At 40.2% G+C, this 17,283-nt stretch carries 17 protein-coding genes and 1 pseudogene; 2 read left to right on the top strand and 16 right to left on the bottom strand.

The genetic code is table 11. The features are described 5' to 3' along the window. Window positions 1–62 precede the first annotated feature (62 nt). A pseudogene (locus tag ADH81_RS11660) lies at window positions 63–257 on the top strand (hypothetical protein); the annotation flags it as partial. Here ADH81_RS11660 and ADH81_RS00095 read toward each other — a convergent pair. From ADH81_RS00095 to ADH81_RS00025, 15 genes are all read right to left on the bottom strand, one after another. Continuing rightward, entirely contained in the window at window positions 223–1,209 is a 987-nt protein-coding gene (locus ADH81_RS00095) for a PhoH family protein (protein WP_049525622.1), read from the bottom strand. The pseudogene ADH81_RS11660 and the gene ADH81_RS00095 overlap by 35 nt on opposite strands. A 208-nt stretch (window positions 1,210–1,417) precedes the next feature. Then, the gene (locus ADH81_RS00090) at window positions 1,418–1,633 is read right to left on the bottom strand and encodes a YozE family protein (protein ID WP_001232087.1); all 216 of its coding nucleotides are present in this window, start codon (window positions 1,631–1,633) and stop codon (window positions 1,418–1,420) included. A gap of 7 nt (window positions 1,634–1,640) precedes the next feature. Continuing rightward, the gene (gene cvfB / locus ADH81_RS00085; protein ID WP_049525620.1) at window positions 1,641–2,495 is read right to left on the bottom strand and encodes an RNA-binding virulence regulatory protein CvfB; all 855 of its coding nucleotides are present in this window, start codon (window positions 2,493–2,495) and stop codon (window positions 1,641–1,643) included. A 60-nt stretch (window positions 2,496–2,555) separates the two neighbouring features. Continuing rightward, complete coding sequence (gene frr, locus ADH81_RS00080) at window positions 2,556–3,113, bottom strand: ribosome recycling factor (protein ID WP_001262232.1); 558 nt, start codon at window positions 3,111–3,113, stop codon at window positions 2,556–2,558. 9 nt (window positions 3,114–3,122) lie between these two features. Continuing rightward, the gene (gene pyrH, locus ADH81_RS00075) at window positions 3,123–3,857 is read right to left on the bottom strand and encodes a UMP kinase (protein WP_000433488.1); all 735 of its coding nucleotides are present in this window, start codon (window positions 3,855–3,857) and stop codon (window positions 3,123–3,125) included. A gap of 86 nt (window positions 3,858–3,943) precedes the next feature. Continuing rightward, window positions 3,944–5,278: a methylenetetrahydrofolate--tRNA-(uracil(54)-C(5))-methyltransferase (FADH(2)-oxidizing) TrmFO gene (trmFO, locus tag ADH81_RS00070; protein ID WP_049525617.1), complete on the bottom strand. Its 1,335-nt coding sequence runs from the start codon at window positions 5,276–5,278 to the stop codon at window positions 3,944–3,946. A gap of 134 nt (window positions 5,279–5,412) precedes the next feature. Next, the gene (rsmI, locus tag ADH81_RS00065; RefSeq protein WP_049525615.1) at window positions 5,413–6,291 is read right to left on the bottom strand and encodes a 16S rRNA (cytidine(1402)-2'-O)-methyltransferase; all 879 of its coding nucleotides are present in this window, start codon (window positions 6,289–6,291) and stop codon (window positions 5,413–5,415) included. Between the two features lie 2 nt (window positions 6,292–6,293). Next, window positions 6,294–6,611 (bottom strand): DNA replication initiation control protein YabA, encoded by a 318-nt coding sequence (gene yabA / locus ADH81_RS00060; protein WP_001034369.1) that lies wholly within the window; start codon window positions 6,609–6,611, stop codon window positions 6,294–6,296. A gap of 29 nt (window positions 6,612–6,640) precedes the next feature. After that, complete coding sequence (locus ADH81_RS00055) at window positions 6,641–7,531, bottom strand: DNA polymerase III subunit delta' (RefSeq protein WP_049525613.1); 891 nt, start codon at window positions 7,529–7,531, stop codon at window positions 6,641–6,643. Further along, the gene (gene tmk, locus ADH81_RS00050) at window positions 7,528–8,166 is read right to left on the bottom strand and encodes a dTMP kinase (protein WP_049525611.1); all 639 of its coding nucleotides are present in this window, start codon (window positions 8,164–8,166) and stop codon (window positions 7,528–7,530) included. The genes ADH81_RS00055 and tmk overlap by 4 nt, the downstream gene beginning before the upstream one ends. Window positions 8,167–8,284: 118 nt before the next feature. Continuing rightward, window positions 8,285–9,082, bottom strand: coding sequence for a pyrroline-5-carboxylate reductase (gene proC, locus ADH81_RS00045; protein WP_049525610.1), 798 nt, complete (start codon window positions 9,080–9,082; stop codon window positions 8,285–8,287). A gap of 3 nt (window positions 9,083–9,085) precedes the next feature. Next, the gene (locus ADH81_RS00040) at window positions 9,086–10,348 is read right to left on the bottom strand and encodes a glutamate-5-semialdehyde dehydrogenase (protein ID WP_049525608.1); all 1,263 of its coding nucleotides are present in this window, start codon (window positions 10,346–10,348) and stop codon (window positions 9,086–9,088) included. 9 nt (window positions 10,349–10,357) lie between these two features. Next, window positions 10,358–11,467 (bottom strand): glutamate 5-kinase, encoded by a 1,110-nt coding sequence (proB, locus tag ADH81_RS00035; RefSeq protein WP_049525605.1) that lies wholly within the window; start codon window positions 11,465–11,467, stop codon window positions 10,358–10,360. A 157-nt stretch (window positions 11,468–11,624) separates the two neighbouring features. Beyond that, entirely contained in the window at window positions 11,625–12,821 is a 1,197-nt protein-coding gene (gene tuf / locus ADH81_RS00030; protein ID WP_001040718.1) for an elongation factor Tu, read from the bottom strand. Between the two features lie 409 nt (window positions 12,822–13,230). After that, window positions 13,231–14,340: an AI-2E family transporter gene (locus ADH81_RS00025; protein ID WP_049525604.1), complete on the bottom strand. Its 1,110-nt coding sequence runs from the start codon at window positions 14,338–14,340 to the stop codon at window positions 13,231–13,233. 106 nt (window positions 14,341–14,446) lie between these two features. Between ADH81_RS00025 and pbp3 the strand changes: the two genes are divergently transcribed. Then, entirely contained in the window at window positions 14,447–15,688 is a 1,242-nt protein-coding gene (pbp3, locus tag ADH81_RS00020; protein ID WP_049525602.1) for a D-alanyl-D-alanine carboxypeptidase PBP3, read from the top strand. Between the two features lie 36 nt (window positions 15,689–15,724). Here pbp3 and ADH81_RS00015 read toward each other — a convergent pair whose 3' ends face one another. Then, complete coding sequence (locus ADH81_RS00015) at window positions 15,725–17,122, bottom strand: APC family permease (RefSeq protein WP_049525599.1); 1,398 nt, start codon at window positions 17,120–17,122, stop codon at window positions 15,725–15,727. Window positions 17,123–17,283 lie beyond the last annotated feature (161 nt).

The following is a 17,283-nucleotide window of genomic DNA, read 5'->3' as shown; positions in this document are numbered from 1 at the left end:
GGACAACGATTGTCCTCTCCAGATGTTAGCTTTTATTCAACCCACTACAGTTGACAAAGAGCCTCTTTATGTTCATGTATCTCACCAAATTGGCCAAGAATCTAGCCTCTAAAACATCCACTATTCAAAAACCACACAGTGTTTCTTTCAGCTTGATTTGATTCAAGACTGGAATCACTGTGTGGTTTTATTGGAAAGCTAGTTTTTGGCCAACCTTTTTCTTTATTCTGTTTCTTCTTGGTTTTCTTCAGCTTTGACAGGTAGAGGTTCATAGGCTCTGATAATTTGAGCTACAACTGGATGGCGAACCACATCCTTAGCTGAAAAATGAACAAAGTCAATCTGATGAATATTCTTGAGTTTTTCCTGAGCATCAATCAAACCTGACTTGACATTACGAGGCAGGTCAATCTGACTAATATCCCCATTGACAATCATTTTAGAATTAAAGCCTAAACGAGTCAAGAACATCTTCATCTGCATGATGGTTGTATTTTGCGCTTCGTCCAAGATGACAAAGGCATCATCCAAGGTACGTCCACGCATATAGGCAAGTGGAGCGATTTCAATGATTTCACGTTCCATAAGACGGGTTGTTTGGTCCTTCCCAAGAATCTGGTACAAGGCATCATAAACTGGACGAAGGTAAGGGTCTACCTTTTCCTTCAAATCTCCCGGAAGAAATCCTAGACTCTCGCCTGCTTCTACTGCAGGGCGTGTCAAGATAATACGTTTGACTTGTCCACGCTTGAGAGCTGTCACGGCCAAAGTCACTGCTAAGAAGGTCTTACCTGTTCCTGCCGGCCCAATACCAAAGGTCACATCGTGTTGCTTGACACTATCCACATAAAGCTTTTGACCCAACGTCTTCACACGAATTGGTTTACCTGTATTATCCTTGATAATTTCTTCTTCATAGAGGGCAACAAACTTATCGATTTCATTATTCTTAACCATGGTAATGGCTGTCACCACATCCGGAGTTCCAACAGTCATTCCACGATTAACCAAGACCATTAAGGCTTGGATAACTTGGCGGGCTTCCTCACAAGCATTCTCTGCTCCCAAGACTTGTACAATCTCTGTACGGGCATGGATGATGACATCTAATTCATCCTCCATCAATCGAAGGTGGCGCTCATTGGACCCAAAAAGATGAAATAGGTCATCTGGATGACTCAGTTGAATATCTATTGAATGTTCCTTCAAACAAAGAACCTCTCTAATCTCTTATTTCGTTTTATCATTTTGTTTTCTTTTAAGTATGAAATAACTTTCAAAAATCCTATCACTCTGACAATTCGTAATGGTAAACGATACTTGCCAAAATAAGTAAAATCCTCATAAAAGATAACTGAATGACTATATTATAGCAAAGAGGCTGAGAAATTACTATCCCCAACCCCATCTAGTAGCCTTAATGTTCTAAATATTCCTGCCAGATACGATCGAAGTCTCCCATATTAAAGGAAAAGCTAGCATGTTCCTCTAAAAAACGACTCACTTGATCGAAATCATCTGTATGTTTCGGAAAGGCGGACTCCTCAAAAGCCAGATCCGCTAAAATTGCTTTGGGACTATTGCTTTTAGGGTTGCGCTCGGTCATCAGCCAAGTATAAAATGATTTTCTCATAAGCCTCCTAAATCAACTCTGTGCCGAACTGATCTTGCTTGATTTTGCCAGCCTTCATCAAACCACCGAGTGCTTTTTTAAATTGACCTTTTGAAATACCGAAAGTGGCCTTGATATCATCTGGTGATGACTTATCATTCAAGGTCATGAAGCCACCATTGCTTTCCAAATAAGTCAAGATCATCTGCGCATCATTTTCCAACATCTCAAAAGAACGTGGTTTTAGAGAAAGGTTAAGAGTACGGTCAACCTCACGGAAACCAATGACACGCGCATCTAGCACTTGCCCCAAACGTGGTTCTGCATAGCGCTCACTTGGATGGATAAATCCAAGCATGTTGTTCTCTGGTAGATAGACAAAAGTTCCTGATAATTTGAGACGGTAAACAATGGCAGGCCAATTTTGATTCTGCATGTTATTGTAGGCAGGACGTGCCAATCGTTGGAAATCTTCCTGATAAGCTAAGATTCCCCAGATACGGTCCTTCTTATCCACTTCTAGACGGATGTATAGACGATCACCCTTCTTAGGCCAGAGCTCTTTAAGTTCAGGAAGAATATCTAGTGACACAACGATTTCCTTGTCTGGTAATCCTGTATCAACAAAAACCCCAAGGTCCTTACGAACCTCTGTTACGGTTCCCCAACCAAATTGTTCCTGAGTTGCAGTCACTTCTGTAGTAGTGAGGCGCAATTTTTGCTTCATATCTGTGTAAGCAAAACCTTTGACCGTATCACCAACTGTATGCTTACCTTCTTCTTTAGCTAGGGCATATGTTTGACCATCCTTTTGAACAAAGTAAAAACGGTCATTTTCATCGATGATGAGTCCAACGATAAAACTTGCAAGATTTGTATTCATATTTCCTTCTTTCGAATAAAACTCAGCCAGCAATGCCAACTGAGTTTTTCTGTTTATTTCTTAGACTTCCAAGATTTCTTTTTCTTTGTTGGCAGTCATTTCGTCGATGTGTTTAACAGCATCGTCTGTTGCTTTTTGAATATCTTTTTCAAGAGTCTTCAATTCGTCTTCAGTGATTTCTTTTGCTTTTTCTTGTTTCTTAGCCTCGTCCATAGCATCACGACGGATATTACGGATAGCAACTTTAGCATTCTCACCAACTTTTTTCACTTCTTTAGCAAGATCACGACGAGTTTCTTCTGTGAGAGCTGGGATTACCAAACGAATAACAGAACCATCGTTAGCTGGTGTGATACCTAGGTCTGAAGCATTCAAAGCACGTTCGATATCTTTCAAAGATGATTTGTCAAATGGTGTTACCAACAAAACACGCGCTTCTGGGATTGTGATAGAAGCAATTTGGTTAAGTGGTGTTTCAACACCATAGTACTCAACGTGGATACGGTCAAGCAAGCTAGCATTAGCGCGGCCAGCACGAATACTTCCAAACTCACGAGCAAGTGAGTGGTGAGATTGGGTCATTCTCTCTTTTGCTTTTTCTACGATTGCGTTTGCCATAATGATTTCTTATTCCTTTTCTTCGATATTATTTGAAACTGTAGTTCCGATATTTTCACCAAATACAACACGTTTAATATTTCCTGGTTGGTTCATGTTGAAAACTACCAAGTCAATATCATTGTCCATTGAAAGTGTTGAAGCTGTTGAGTCCATGATACGGAGACCTTTATTGATCACGTCACGGTGAGTCAACTCTTCAAATTTAACAGCAGTCTTATCCTTTTTAGGATCAGCATTGTAGACACCATCAACCCCATTTTTAGCCATCAAGATAGCGTCCGCTTCAATCTCAGCTGCACGAAGAGCCGCTGTTGTATCTGTTGAGAAGTATGGTGAACCAATTCCCGCACCAAAGATAACAATGCGTCCTTTTTCAAGATGACGAAGGGCACGACCACGAACGTAAGGTTCTGCTACTTGTTGCATGGCAATGGCTGTTTGAACACGTGTATCCACACCAACTTGTTGCAATGAATCTGCCATTACAAGAGCATTCATAACGGTTCCAAGCATTCCTGTATAGTCTGCTTGTACACGATCCATTCCAGCTTCTGCAGCAGGTTCTCCACGCCAGAGATTTCCTCCACCAATAACGAGGGCAATCTCAATACCTAAGTTATGTACTTCTTGAATTTCTTGAGCCATTGCTTGAACTGTTTTGATATCAATTCCGACACCACGTTCGCCAGCAAGGGCCTCACCTGATAACTTAATCAAAATACGTTTATATTTGGGTTCCACCTGACTTCGCTCCTTTATTTTATTCAAACTATTTTATCACATTTTTTGAGAATTTTATAGTCTCATGAGTTATTCTTTGGAAAATTTTAAACGGATAAAAAGTTTTCCAAATCAGCCAGAGCACGCTCTGCAATTTTTTCATAACGAGCCTTCTTATCACGAATGCGGTCGCCTTCCAATTCCTTGATAATTCCGAAATTGACGTTCATTGGTTGGAAGTGTTTACTGTCAGCATGGGTGATATAATGGGCTAGACTGCCAATTGCAGTCGTTTCTGGGAAAATAGCAGGACTTTCTCCCTTGAAAAGACGAGCTGCGTTAATACCAGCTACTAGACCTGATGCCGCTGACTCAACATAGCCTTCCACACCCGTCATCTGACCAGCAAAAAATAGATTTGGCTGTTTCTTAGAACGATAAGTTTGCTCAAGAAGATTTGGTGAATCCATGTAAGAATTACGGTGCATAACTCCATAGCGAACAAACTCTGCGTTTTCGAGACCTGGAATCATTTGGAACACACGCTTCTGCTCTCCCCATTTAAGGTGAGTTTGGAAACCAACGATGTTATAAAGACTACCTGCAGCATTGTCCTGACGAAGCTGAACGACCGCATAAGGAGTTTTAAAGTCTCCATCACGAGGACCTGTGTAATCGTCTGGATACTCCAAACCAACTGGTTTCATAGGACCATAGAGCATGGTTTTGATACCCCGTTTAGCCATGACTTCAATCGGCATACAGCCTTCAAAGTACTTTTCTTTTTCAAAAGAGTTAAGAGGTGCTTCTTCTGCATTAACCAAGGCTTCATGGAAATCCATAAACTCTTGCTTGGTCATCGGAGCATTGAGATAGGCAGCTTCTCCCTTATCATAACGAGATTTGAGATAAACCTTGTTCATATCGATTGTATTGACATCCACAATAGGCGCTGCAGCATCGTAAAAATAAAAACCGTCACCGCCATTAAGAGCGTGAATTTTCTCAGCAAGAGCATCACTAGTCAAAGGACCAGTCGCTACAACTGTAATAGCATCCGTTGGCAATTCTGTAATTTCGTCACGAACGACCTCAATCAAGGGATGGTTGGCAATCTTTTCAGTAACCATTTGAGAAAAACCGTCACGGTCCACCGCGAGAGCACCACCTGCAGGAACACGGGTTGCTTCTGCTGATTCCAAGATAAGAGAACCTAGACGACGCATTTCTTCCTTGAGGAGACCTACAGCATTTGTAAGAGCATCTCCACGCAAGGAATTAGAACACACTAATTCTGCAAAATTGTCAGTTTTGTGTTGCGGTGTTGACTTGACACCACGCATTTCATAAAGTTTAACTGGAATACCACGCTCTGCGATTTGGTAGGCTGCTTCAGAACCCGCCAATCCCGCACCGATAACATTGATATAAGATTGAGACACGACACTAATACCTCTTTGGGTGAAACTTAAGTTCATTCCAGAACAAGTTACTAGACTGTTTGACACCCACAAATCTTTCTATTTTTTTCTTCTTCTAGTATAACAAAAAAAGGGAAGAAGGCAAACTTCCCTGTTTAGTCATTGGATTGATTGTCTTCCCATTCGTGATAAGCAGCGTAGAGCTGGCTTTTGTTCCACTGATAAATCTTCGCAACTTCCTTAATGGCTTGATTTTTCTTGATTCCTTGTTGGATTCGTTCTTGGATTTCTGAGAACAAGTCCTCTTCATCCTTATCTTCTACTTCTTGACTAGCACCTTCTACAATGAGAAGGCATTCGCCTTTAAGAGGTGTTTCAGAAATACTTTCTAATAACTCATTAATAGTTCCTCGTTGGTATTCTTCAAAGATTTTGGTCAATTCACGAACCAAGACCACCGAGCGATCACCATAGACTTCTAGCATATTCTCCAGTGTATCTGCTACACGGTGAGGAGATTCATAGAAAATCTGAGTTTCCGGATAAGCTTTTTTCGCTTCAAAAAATTGCTTTTGCTGACCTGATTTTCGTGGTAAGAAACCATAAAAAATGTGAGGTTGAGGTGCTAAGCCACTGGCAATCAAGGCAGAAATCCCTGCACTAGCTCCTGGAACTGTGACAACTGCGATATCTTCTTCAATGGCAGCCTTAACCAAATCATGACCTGGGTCAGAAATACTAGGCATCCCTGCATCAGATACTTGGGCAAGATTTTGACCTTGCTTCAACAACTCAATCAAATCAGGAATTTTATCCTTAGCATTATGCTCGTGAAAACTGATTTGTTTGGTTGAAATTTCAAAATGCTTGAGCAAAAGTCCAGTGTTACGAGTATCTTCTGCCGCGATCCAGTCGACCTCGTTCAAGGTCTGAATAGCGCGAAAAGTCATATCATCTAGATTACCGATTGGTGTTGCTACTAGATAAAGCTTGCCATAGGAAGATTGTCCCTTAAAACTCTTTTGAATCTGCATACTTACTCCCTAAATAACAACTCATCACAAAACATACATTCTGCGTCCTGCTCTCGACGTTGACCATAAAAGTCACGGCAAACATGAAAACCGTCCTCATAAATGCGACGGACATTTTCCCTTACATGTTTCGTTTTGGCTGGAGCAGTCTCCTCAACCTCTCCCAAACGTTCTCTCAGTTTATCATTTTCTAATCGAAGTGCTGTATTTTCCTCTACCAAACTCTTGAGATTTTTCTTGATAGCTTCGACGTCTGCCAAGGTTACCAACAATTGCTGTGAAAAGTCATCTAAAGCATCAAATAATTCTTTTTTATTCATTACAGCCCTTTCTATAATCTATCTTCACTTTAATTTTTTTGTAAAACCAGGTATTCCAAAGCGTTTTGAAAGCTAACATTGGCCCGCCACATTTTCCGAGTTTGGACGAGATTTTTCAAAACATTCCGCGCAGAAACATTGAGAACCTCCTGGCCAGCTAATACCTCTAAAACCCTGAGCACTTGATCTTGCTTTTCTTTATCATCAGCCAAACTCGTTAATTTTGCAACCTGCAAATAGGATTCTTTTTTATGGGCTAAAAGCCAAGAAAAGAGGCGTTCACTTTCATCTACCAGTGCCCAAAATCCTGCTTGATGGACAAGCTTATCAGCCTCTACCTGAGATTGACTAAACTGAGCTAATAGCTTGGCTTTATTTTTTACTAAACCAGCCTCTTCAAGCTGTGACATTAAAGTAGAGACATGCTTCTTAAATTGGAAAATCTGTGTCCGACTTCGAATCGTTGGTAACATCTGTTCCTCATCATCAGTCAAAAAGAATATGTAGATTTCGCTCTGTGGTTCTTCAATAACCTTCAAGAGTGAATTTGCAGCATTCACATGCATTTTTTCCGCTTGTTCGATAATAAAGACCTGCCGTTGATTTTCAATACCAGACTGGGCAAATTGTCCAACTAATTCTCGAATACGCTCCGTCTTAATGACTTGATTCAAAGGTTTAATTATAGTCACATCAGGAAGCTCTTCCTGCTCAATCAATTTACAATTCCGACATTTTTCACAAGGAAAAATACCAGTTTTCTCACTACAAAAGAGACATTTAGACAAGAAAAGGGCCATCTCTAAACTTCCAAAATTACCTGAAAAGAGATAGGCGTGATTGAGCTGCCCTTGCTCCAAGATATGAACAAACCGTTCAAATTGTAGAGGCTGACAAGCTCTTAATTGATCTTGTTTCATCTCTTTAATCCCATCCTATCCAAAAGTAGCTGCTGCGTGTTCGCAATCACTTGATCAAGTGGTAGGCTAGCATCGATTTTTACAATGCGGTCTGCTTCCTTTTCCAAAAGAGATAGATAACCCTGACGGACTTTTCGATGTAGATCCAGACCTTCCATGTCCAAACGATTGATCTCCCGATCACTGTTAGCAGCAATACGTGCCAGTCCCTCTTCGACCTCAATATCAAAATAAAGAGTCAAATCAGGTTTCAGTCCATCAGTCGCAAACTCATTAAGCCAATCAATCGCTTCTTTATCTAAACCACGCCCAAATCCCTGATAGGCAACCGAACTGTCAATAAAGCGGTCCATAATAACCAGTTTTCCAGCTGCAAGTGCTGGTAAGACCTTTTCCACCAAGTGTTGTCGACGACTGGCAATATAGAGGAGAAGCTCCGTCTTAGGATCCATTTCAGTATGACTAGGATCTAGAATCACTTCACGAATCTTCTCTCCAATCAAAACCCCGCCTGGTTCACGAGTGCTTAAAACTTCTATTCCCCTATCCTCTAATATAGGGATTAGGGCTTCAAGAACGCTTGTCTTTCCCGCTCCCTCTGGTCCCTCAAGAGAGACTAAAAATCCTTTTGACATGTCTGACTCATTTCTATTTTTCTCTCTTCTATTCTATCAAAAAAATGGGGATTTGTGAAAAGCTTTTTTCATTTCGCTCTTTGTAATAAAAAAGAGGTTGAGTTTTAACTCTCACCTCTTATTTGCCTAATTCTTGAGTTCTTTTGTAGGCTTGGTTGACAGCGTCCATAACGGTTCCTCTAAAAGCATGTTCTTCTAGGCTTGCTACGCCAGCAATGGTCGAACCACCTGGGCTACAAACTTGATCTTTCAAGACTCCAGGATGTTGCTGACTTTCTAGTACCATTTGACCTGCACCAACTACTGTTTGAGCCGCCATTTTCAGAGCCATTTCTCTTGGCAATCCTGTCTGAACTCCTGCATCTGCCAATGCTTCGATAAAAAGATAGACAAAGGCAGGCCCACAACCTGCAAGCCCTGTCGCAGCATCTATTAAACCATCACTTATTTCAACTAACTGGCCAGCCTTGGCTAAAAGTTGACAAAAAAGTTCATTGTCTTCTGGATGACAATTTGCAGACAAGGCATAGCTAATCACTCCTTGACCAATAGCAACAGGTGTATTAGGCATGATGCGAATAATTCGGTGCTGACTTGGAAGAAGACTAGCGAGTTTTTCCAAGGTCAAACCAGCTGCCATAGAAATCAAAAGAAGACTTTCTCGTTTTTCGAGGATGGTCTGATATTGAGTAAGCAGTTCAGAGAATTGAGCTGGCTTTACTCCTAGAAAAATCACATCTGCTTCTGCAAAGATTTCGTCATTGCTAGAAGTCAGACCACCATAATTAGCAATAAAAGCCTCCACCTTGGCTTGACTACGATTAGCAAGGAGAATCTGATGACCAGTTTTTGCTTGCAAGACAGCTTTAGCCAAGCTGGAACCCATATTCCCCAAGCCGATAAATCCAATCTTCATCTCTTACTCCCTTATCTGTCCATCACCAGTAACTACATATTTGTAGCTGGTCAATTCCTTCAAGCCCATTGGACCACGCGCATGCAACTTCTGAGTAGAAATCCCCATTTCACAGCCAAGACCAAATTGGCCTCCATCTGTGAAACGAGTTGAGGCATTGACATAAACCGCTGCAGAGTCTACTTGATCTGTAAAGTAAGTTGCCGCCTCAGCATTTTCAGTCACAACGGCATCCGAATGATGGGTACTGTGGGCTTCAATATGGGCAACCGCTTCTTCTAAACTGCTCACAACCTTAACAGCAAGGACATAGTCTAAAAACTCAGTGTCAAAGTCTTGGGCCTCAGCTGCTTGACCTGAAACAAACTGGCTTGCTTTGCTATCCAAGCGGAATTGAATTGGTTCCAACCCAGCTGCTTTTCGATCGGCAACCAGAACTTGCTCCAAGCGAGGAAGGAAGTTTGCTGCCTTGTCTTCATGAACAAGTAGAACCTCCATGGCATTGCAAACAGAGGGACGACTAGTTTTAGCATTGTTGATGATAGACAGAGCCTTGTCTTCGTCTGCATCCTTATCCACATAGACATGGACAATCCCAGTCCCTGTCTCGATAACAGGTACAATAGCATTTTCAACCACAGCATTGATCAAGCCAGCCCCTCCACGAGGAATAAGGAGGTCTAGATATCCCTTGGCCTTCATCATAGCATAGCTACTTTCACGGCTAGTATCTTCCACCAGTTGAATCACATCTGGGTGAATAGTAGTTGTCTCTAAGCCCTTCTTCATGGCTGTGACAATGGCATGGGCTGTTTGATAGGCATCCTTACCACTACGAAGAACAACCGCATTTCCACTCTTAAGAGCTAAAGCAGCTGCGTCAGACGTCACATTTGGACGGCTTTCATAGATAATACCGATGACCCCCATAGCCACACGTTTCTTGGTGATAACCAAGCCATTTTCAAGCTGACTTGTCTCTAGGACTTCACCAATTGGATCTGGTAAAGCAACCACATCACGAATGCCAGTTGCCATTGCTTGGATACGACTTGCATCCAAATAAAGACGATCCAGCATAACATCTGAGATTTTCCCCTTAGCCGCTTCCATATCGCGAGCATTAGCTGATAAAATCTCCTCAGTAGCTGCCAATAAGTGATCGGCCATAGCTAGCAAGGCTTGGTTTTTCACCTCTTCACTAGCTGTGTTAATCGACTTTTTAACAGCCTGTACCTGTTCAAATTGTTCTTGTGTACTTATCATAGTTTACCTCTAAAATTCTGTAAAGAGTAGTTGGATTTCGGGAGTAATGGAAATCCAGTCATCACGGTGAATCAAGACACCCTTGGCTTTTTGAGATCGAAGGACATCTTTCAGCCCCGATGCACCTAGTTGTACTCTACCTTTTCCGAGTGATTTTCCAGTTTCCTTATCAAAAACCGTAACAATATCGCCATAAGAAAAGTTGCTCTCAACATCTACAACACCTGATAAAAGTAGACTTTTACCATGTTGAGAGAGAGCTTCTGCAGCACCTTTATCAACCCAAATAGCCCCCTGACTTTTGGCATAAAAAGCTAGCCATTGTTTCTGGGTACGGAGCCCCTTCTCCTGTGCAACAAAGTAAGAACCGTCCTTGGTCTTCTCTGCCGCCTCTATCATAGCATCAGCTTTCAAGGATGAACAAATATAAACAGGTACTCCTGACTCTGTCGCAATGGTCGCTGCCTTTATCTTAGTCAGCATACCTCCAGTTCCATTAGATGAACCTGCTCCACCTGCCATATCAATAATTTCACGGTTGATGGTCTCAATTCGCTCCAAGCGTTTAGCTCTTGGATCCAAGTTAGGATTACCAGTATAAAGACCATCTACATCTGTTAAGAGAACCAAAAGATCTGCCTGCACCATTGCTGCAACCTGAGCACTGAGCGTATCATTATCCCCGACCTTGAGCTCATCAATAACGACACTGTCATTTTCATTGATAATAGGAATCGCGCCACGATTGAGCAGGATTGACAAAGCTTGATGGGCATTTTTATAACGTCGCTTATCGACAAAATCATCCTGAGTTAGCAAGATTTGCGCTGAAACAATCTGTCTTAAGAGCAAATTTGTTGTATATTCTTCCAGAAGCAATCCTTGACCAACCGCCGCTGAAGCTTGCTTATCCGCAATCTTTGTTGGTCGTTTTTTAAATCCTAATGCTCCGAAACCTGCTGCAACAGCCCCAGAAGATACCAAAATCAGCTCATGACCTGCTTCATGCAGCATTGCAAGCTGTTGTGTGATAGCTTTTACTTTACTGCGAGATAGACTTCCATCTTTATGTGTCAAGGATGAAGTTCCCACTTTAAATACGATACGCTTGTACTTCATATTTTTCTCCAAATTTAATATTTAACCATTTTACCATGATTTTATGAAATTGTAAAAAAGGAACTCTCTCACTTTTGATCGCAAAAAAAGAACCTTGCATAGCAAGATTCTTTTAGTGTCTGACTTAAATAATTGTTCTTCTGGGAACTAAATCGAATTAAGCTTCGATTTCTGTAACCATACCTGAACCAACAGTACGTCCACCCTCACGGATAGAGAATGTAGTACCTTGTTCTACGGCGATTGGGTGGATCAACTCAACGTCGATTGTCACGTTATCACCTGGCATTACCATTTCAGTACCTGCTGGAAGTTCGATTGAACCTGTAACGTCAGTAGTACGGAAGTAGAATTGTGGACGGTAGTTGTTGAAGAATGGAGTGTGACGTCCACCTTCTTCTTTAGTAAGGATGTAAACTTCACCTTTGAATTTAGTGTGTGGGTTGATTGAACCTGGTTTAGCGATAACTTGTCCACGTTCGATTTCGTCACGTTGAACACCACGAAGAAGGACACCTACGTTATCTCCTGCAAGACCTTCGTCAAGTTGTTTACGGAACATTTCAACACCAGTAACAACTGCTTTTTTAGTTTCTTCTTTGATACCAACGATTTCGATTTCGTCGTTGACACGAACAGTACCACGGTCGATACGTCCTGAAGCAACTGTACCACGTCCAGTGATTGAGAATACGTCTTCGACTGGAAGAAGCAATGGTTTGTCAGTGTCACGTTCTGGTTCTGGAATGTACTCATCAACAGTGTTCATCAATTCCATGATGATGTCTTCGTATTTAGAGTCACCTTCAAGAGCTTTAAGAGCTGAACCTTGGATAACTGGAAGATCGTCACCTGGGAAGTCGTATTCTGAAAGAAGGTCACGGATTTCCATTTCAACCAATTCAAGCAATTCTTCGTCGTCAACCAAGTCGATCTTGTTCATGAAGACGATAAGGTGTTTAACACCAACCTGACGTGAAAGAAGGATGTGCTCACGAGTTTGTGGCATTGGTCCGTCAGTTGAAGCTACTACAAGGATAGCTCCGTCCATTTGAGCGGCACCAGTGATCATGTTTTTAACGTAGTCCGCGTGTCCTGGAGCGTCGATGTGAGCGTAGTGACGTTTTTCAGTTTCGTACTCAACGTGCGCAGTGTTGATTGTGATACCGCGTTCGCGTTCTTCTGGAGCAGCATCGATAGACGCATAGTCTTTAGGTTGGTTAACTGCTGAAGGCAAGCGACGTGCCAAAACAGTTGTGATAGCTGCAGTTAGGGTAGTTTTACCGTGGTCAACGTGTCCGATAGTACCAATGTTAACGTGTGGTTTACTACGATCGTATTTTTCTTTTGCCATTTGAGTAAAAGCCTCCAATAAAATATATTTTATAGATAGACAGTAGGCAATACAGTCTAACTTTCCTTACTATTTTATCAAATTTCAGCTAAATTGCAAGTGTTTTACAAAGTTTTTGTGAATTATTCTTATTCTTACTCTACTTCCTCTACCAATTTATTTAAAATATCTATAAATAGGCTTATTTTAGCAAAAGGCGATAGACCATAATTCGATAACCCAAGTCTGAATTTCCTATTTTCAGCCCCGAAAGACTTCGATCATTCAGTTGTTTGTAAAAATTATGTATAGAAAAATTAAAGTTTCATCATAAGAGATTAGAGAGTTTTAAAACCAAAAAAAGTTTGATCAACTACAGCGCCGAAGATACTATGATCAAAAAAGGTCGGGATTTTTTATCCCGACATCTTTATTCTGATAGATGCTTTTCAGCTTCTTGTACTTCTTTGTGTTTTTCGTAAAGTTGTACAAGGAATTTGGATATTTCTTTTAATATAGAATAAGTTGGGACGGCAACAATCATACCAATAACACCATAGATATTACTTGACAACAATAATAGGACGAGAATTGTAATCGGATGAACCTTCATAACCCCACCAACAATCCGTGGATATAATACATTCCCATCAATCTGTTGAATAACAATCATGTAAATTACAGCAATTAACATCTTTTGAGGATCCGTAAACAGATTTGAAATAATCATCGGTATTAGTCCAATAATCGGTCCAACATAAGGAATCAGATTCGTTAAACCTGAGAAAATAGCAAAAACTAATGCATATTTTAAGCCAATTATACTATAGCCGATAAAAGCCAAACACCCGATAATGAATGCATCGATTGATACTCCACTTATGTAACGAGAAATCGTCGCATTCAAGTTTGTTATTAAACCAGATATATTAAGTTTGTCTCGTTTTAAAATCGTTCTCTCTAGCATCGGTAAGAATTTATGACCATCTAAAAGGAAATAAACCAAGAAAACCGGTGTCATAATAATAATTAAAACAGTGCTTACCAAAGCTGAAAGGACACTTCCCACACTATTTGTCACACTATTTAAGATATTCTGTAAAATATCGATGTAAGAAAGATTAAATTGTTGGATTGTTTGTTGAATATCTAGCTCTTGGAAAGCAGGATATTTTGATAATTCTATTACTAAATCTTGGAGTCGACCATAAATACCTTGGCTAGAATTGATCAAACTACTCAACTGATTGATTAAAATCGGTAAAAGATATACTACTCCTATCACTAGAGAACCAATGAGAACACAAAGGGTTAACAAAATCCCAATGATTCGATTAATTTTACATTCCTTCTCTAAAAAAATGACAATTGGATTTGTTAAGTAGTAGAGAAATCCTCCTAATAAGAAGGGAATCATGATTGTATTTACGACACTTACAAATGGTGTAATAATAGCACCCATTTCTCTCCATAAGTAGAAAATAAGGGTTATTAACAATATCTCAGTGGTCCAGAAGAATAATTTATTTCTCCGAAACATAAGCCACCTCCTCTTTTTACTATTTTACCATATTTCAAAAAAAGATTGATAACTTTCATCAAAAAAACAAGAATATCTTTTGTCTTTGTGATAGAATAAAGTTACTATGAAGAAATTATTTTTAACCCTAATCACATTATTTTTATTCGGTTCGGCTACAACTGTTTCGGCCCAGGATTTTGATGTAGCTGCAAAACATGCCATTGCTGTTGAAGCTAATAGCGGTAAGATTTTATACGAAAAGGATGCTACTCAACCTGTTGAAATTGCTTCTATTAGCAAATTGCTTACCGTATATCTCGTTTACGAAGCCTTGGAACAGGGAAAAATCTCTCTTTCCACTCCTGTAGAAATTTCTGATTACCCCTACCAGTTGACAACTAATTCTGCGGCTAGTAATGTGCCCATGGAAGCTAGAAATTACACTGTTGAAGAGTTATTAGAAGCTACTTTAGTATCTAGTGCGAACAGTGCTGCTATCGCTTTAGCTGAAAAAATTGCCGGTTCTGAGAAGGACTTTGTAGATATGATGAAGGCCAAACTACAAGAATGGGGAATTCAAGATGCTACACTCGTCAACACAACTGGTCTCAATAATGAAACTCTTGGCACTAATATCTATCCTGGTTCAAAGAAAGATGATGAAAACAAATTGAGCGCTTATGATGTTGCTGTCGTTGCTCGCAACCTCATCCTCAAGTATCCTCAGGTCTTAGAGATTACCAAGAAACCTTCATCTACTTTCGCAGGAATGACAATTCATTCTACCAACTATATGTTGGAAGGAATGCCTGCCTATCGTGGTGGTGTTGATGGACTTAAAACTGGTACGACTGATAAAGCTGGAGCATCCTTTGTAGGTACGACTGTAGAAAAAGGAATGCGTATTATCACTGTAGTCTTAAACGCTGACAACCAAGATACTAATCCATATGCACGCTTTACAGCTACTTCTTCTATTTTAGATTACATCTCATCAAACTTTTCTCTACAGACAATCGTCAAGCAAGGAGAAAGTTATGAAGATAGTAAATCACCTGTATTAGATGGGAAGGAAGATACTGTTACGGCTGTTGCAAAAGAAGATATCAAAATCGTTCAACGTCTTGGTAGTCGTACACAATCAACTATTACTTACACAGCGGACACGACTGAACACACTGCTCCACTAGAGGCAGGAACTGTCATTGGACATTTGACATATGAAGACAAGGATCTAGTTGGTCAAGGATACATTACAACTGACAAACCGAGTTTTGAGATGGTCGCAGAAAAAAATGTCGAAAAAGCCTTCTTCTTAAAAGTTTGGTGGAATCGCTTCGTTCGTTTTGTTAACGAGAAGTTATAAAAAATCGAAAAATCGCGAAATTCGCGATTTTTTTCTTTATTCATTTTCAGCTACAGTCGAATGGTTATATCCATAAACAAAGTAAATAATAACTCCTATTAATAAAGCTAGTCCAAATGCCATCCATGTTTCTAGGGTATACTGAAGCATGAATGAGAGACAAATCAGAATAGACAAGATTGGTAAAAAAGGTACCAGGGGAGTTTTAAATTCTCCCTCTTTGGGCATCCCCTTATCTTTTCTCAATTTGATAATTCCATAGGCTAAGAGAATAAGATAGGCTAAAGTACAGATATTGAGAAAGGCTGCGATACTTGCCAGAGGGAAGATCCCAGCTGCTATCGCTGAAACTCCACCTGTCAAAATGGTTGCATTCTTTGGAACACGACTAGTCTTGGTTACTTGTTTGAAGCTTTGAGGCAATAGTCCATCGCGGGCCAAGCTATAAATCATTCGTGACAAGGCATAGGTCATGGAAATACATACCGTAATCAAGGTAAAAATCGCAACGAGCGAAACATAATTAGCTGCCCAACCAATACCAATACTTCTCAGAGCAAAAGCCACTGCATCATCAACATTAAGCTTACTATAGTGAACGATACCTGTCAATATCAAAGTAACCAAGGCATACAGAATGGTTACAATGGTTAAGGATAAAACAATCCCACGTGGAATATTCTTTTGTGGACTTTGAATTTCATCAACTGCCATAGAAATGGACTCAAAACCTAAGAATCCAAAGAACATGAGTGAAGCACCTGCCATAATTCCAGTGCTTCCTCCATAAATCTGACCAAAACCAAATGGTGCAAAATCTGACCAATTTTCAGGTTTAATGTACCAAATACCAACTATGATAAATAAGGCAAGAGCAGAAAATTTTAAAACAACAAGAATAGAATTAAAACGAAGAGCTGCTTTCGAATTTAAAAGTACAACACCTGTAACAAGTAGAATTACTAAAATTGGTAAAAAATCAATATAAGTACCATGTTCAGGATTAAAAGTTCCATTCAAGACTTGTGGCAAGGAAATTCCATAATGGCTAAGCAACCCCTTAAAATAGGCCGCCCAACCAGAAGCAACACCTGAAACTGCTGTCATAAATTCCATAATGGTTAACCAACCAGCTATCCAGGCTGGAAATTCACCTAGAATTGCATATAAATAACTATAAGCTCCACCCGTTGCAGGAACACGAGAGGCAAATTCTGCAAAAAAGAGAGCAGATAAGGACACACATATCGCAGAAATCACGATAGATACCACAAGAGCAGGTCCTGCTAATGTTGCTGCAGCAGTTCCTGTAATGGTGAAAATTCCCGTTCCTACCATAGCACCAATTCCCAAAAGAATTAAATCCCATAGTTTTAAATGGCGATGCATTTCTGTCTTACCTAGACTAACGTCTTTGGTTCTAAAAATATTCATCATTCATCTCCCAATTTATAAGATTGTATTATTTTATCATATATAGGGATTTTTGTGAATATTTATTAGCATTTTTCATCAAAAAAAACTGAGAGTGAGACAGAAATCGGTAATTCGTTAGAATACGATTTCGTCGTCCCACCTCCGCACAGTTGAGTAGG

The sequence above is a fragment of the Streptococcus pseudopneumoniae genome (genome assembly GCF_001072925.1).
Taxonomy (GTDB): domain Bacteria; phylum Bacillota; class Bacilli; order Lactobacillales; family Streptococcaceae; genus Streptococcus; species Streptococcus pseudopneumoniae_Q.
The sequence above is the reverse complement of the archived record's forward strand: the minus strand, read 5'-3'. Positions and strand labels throughout refer to the sequence as shown.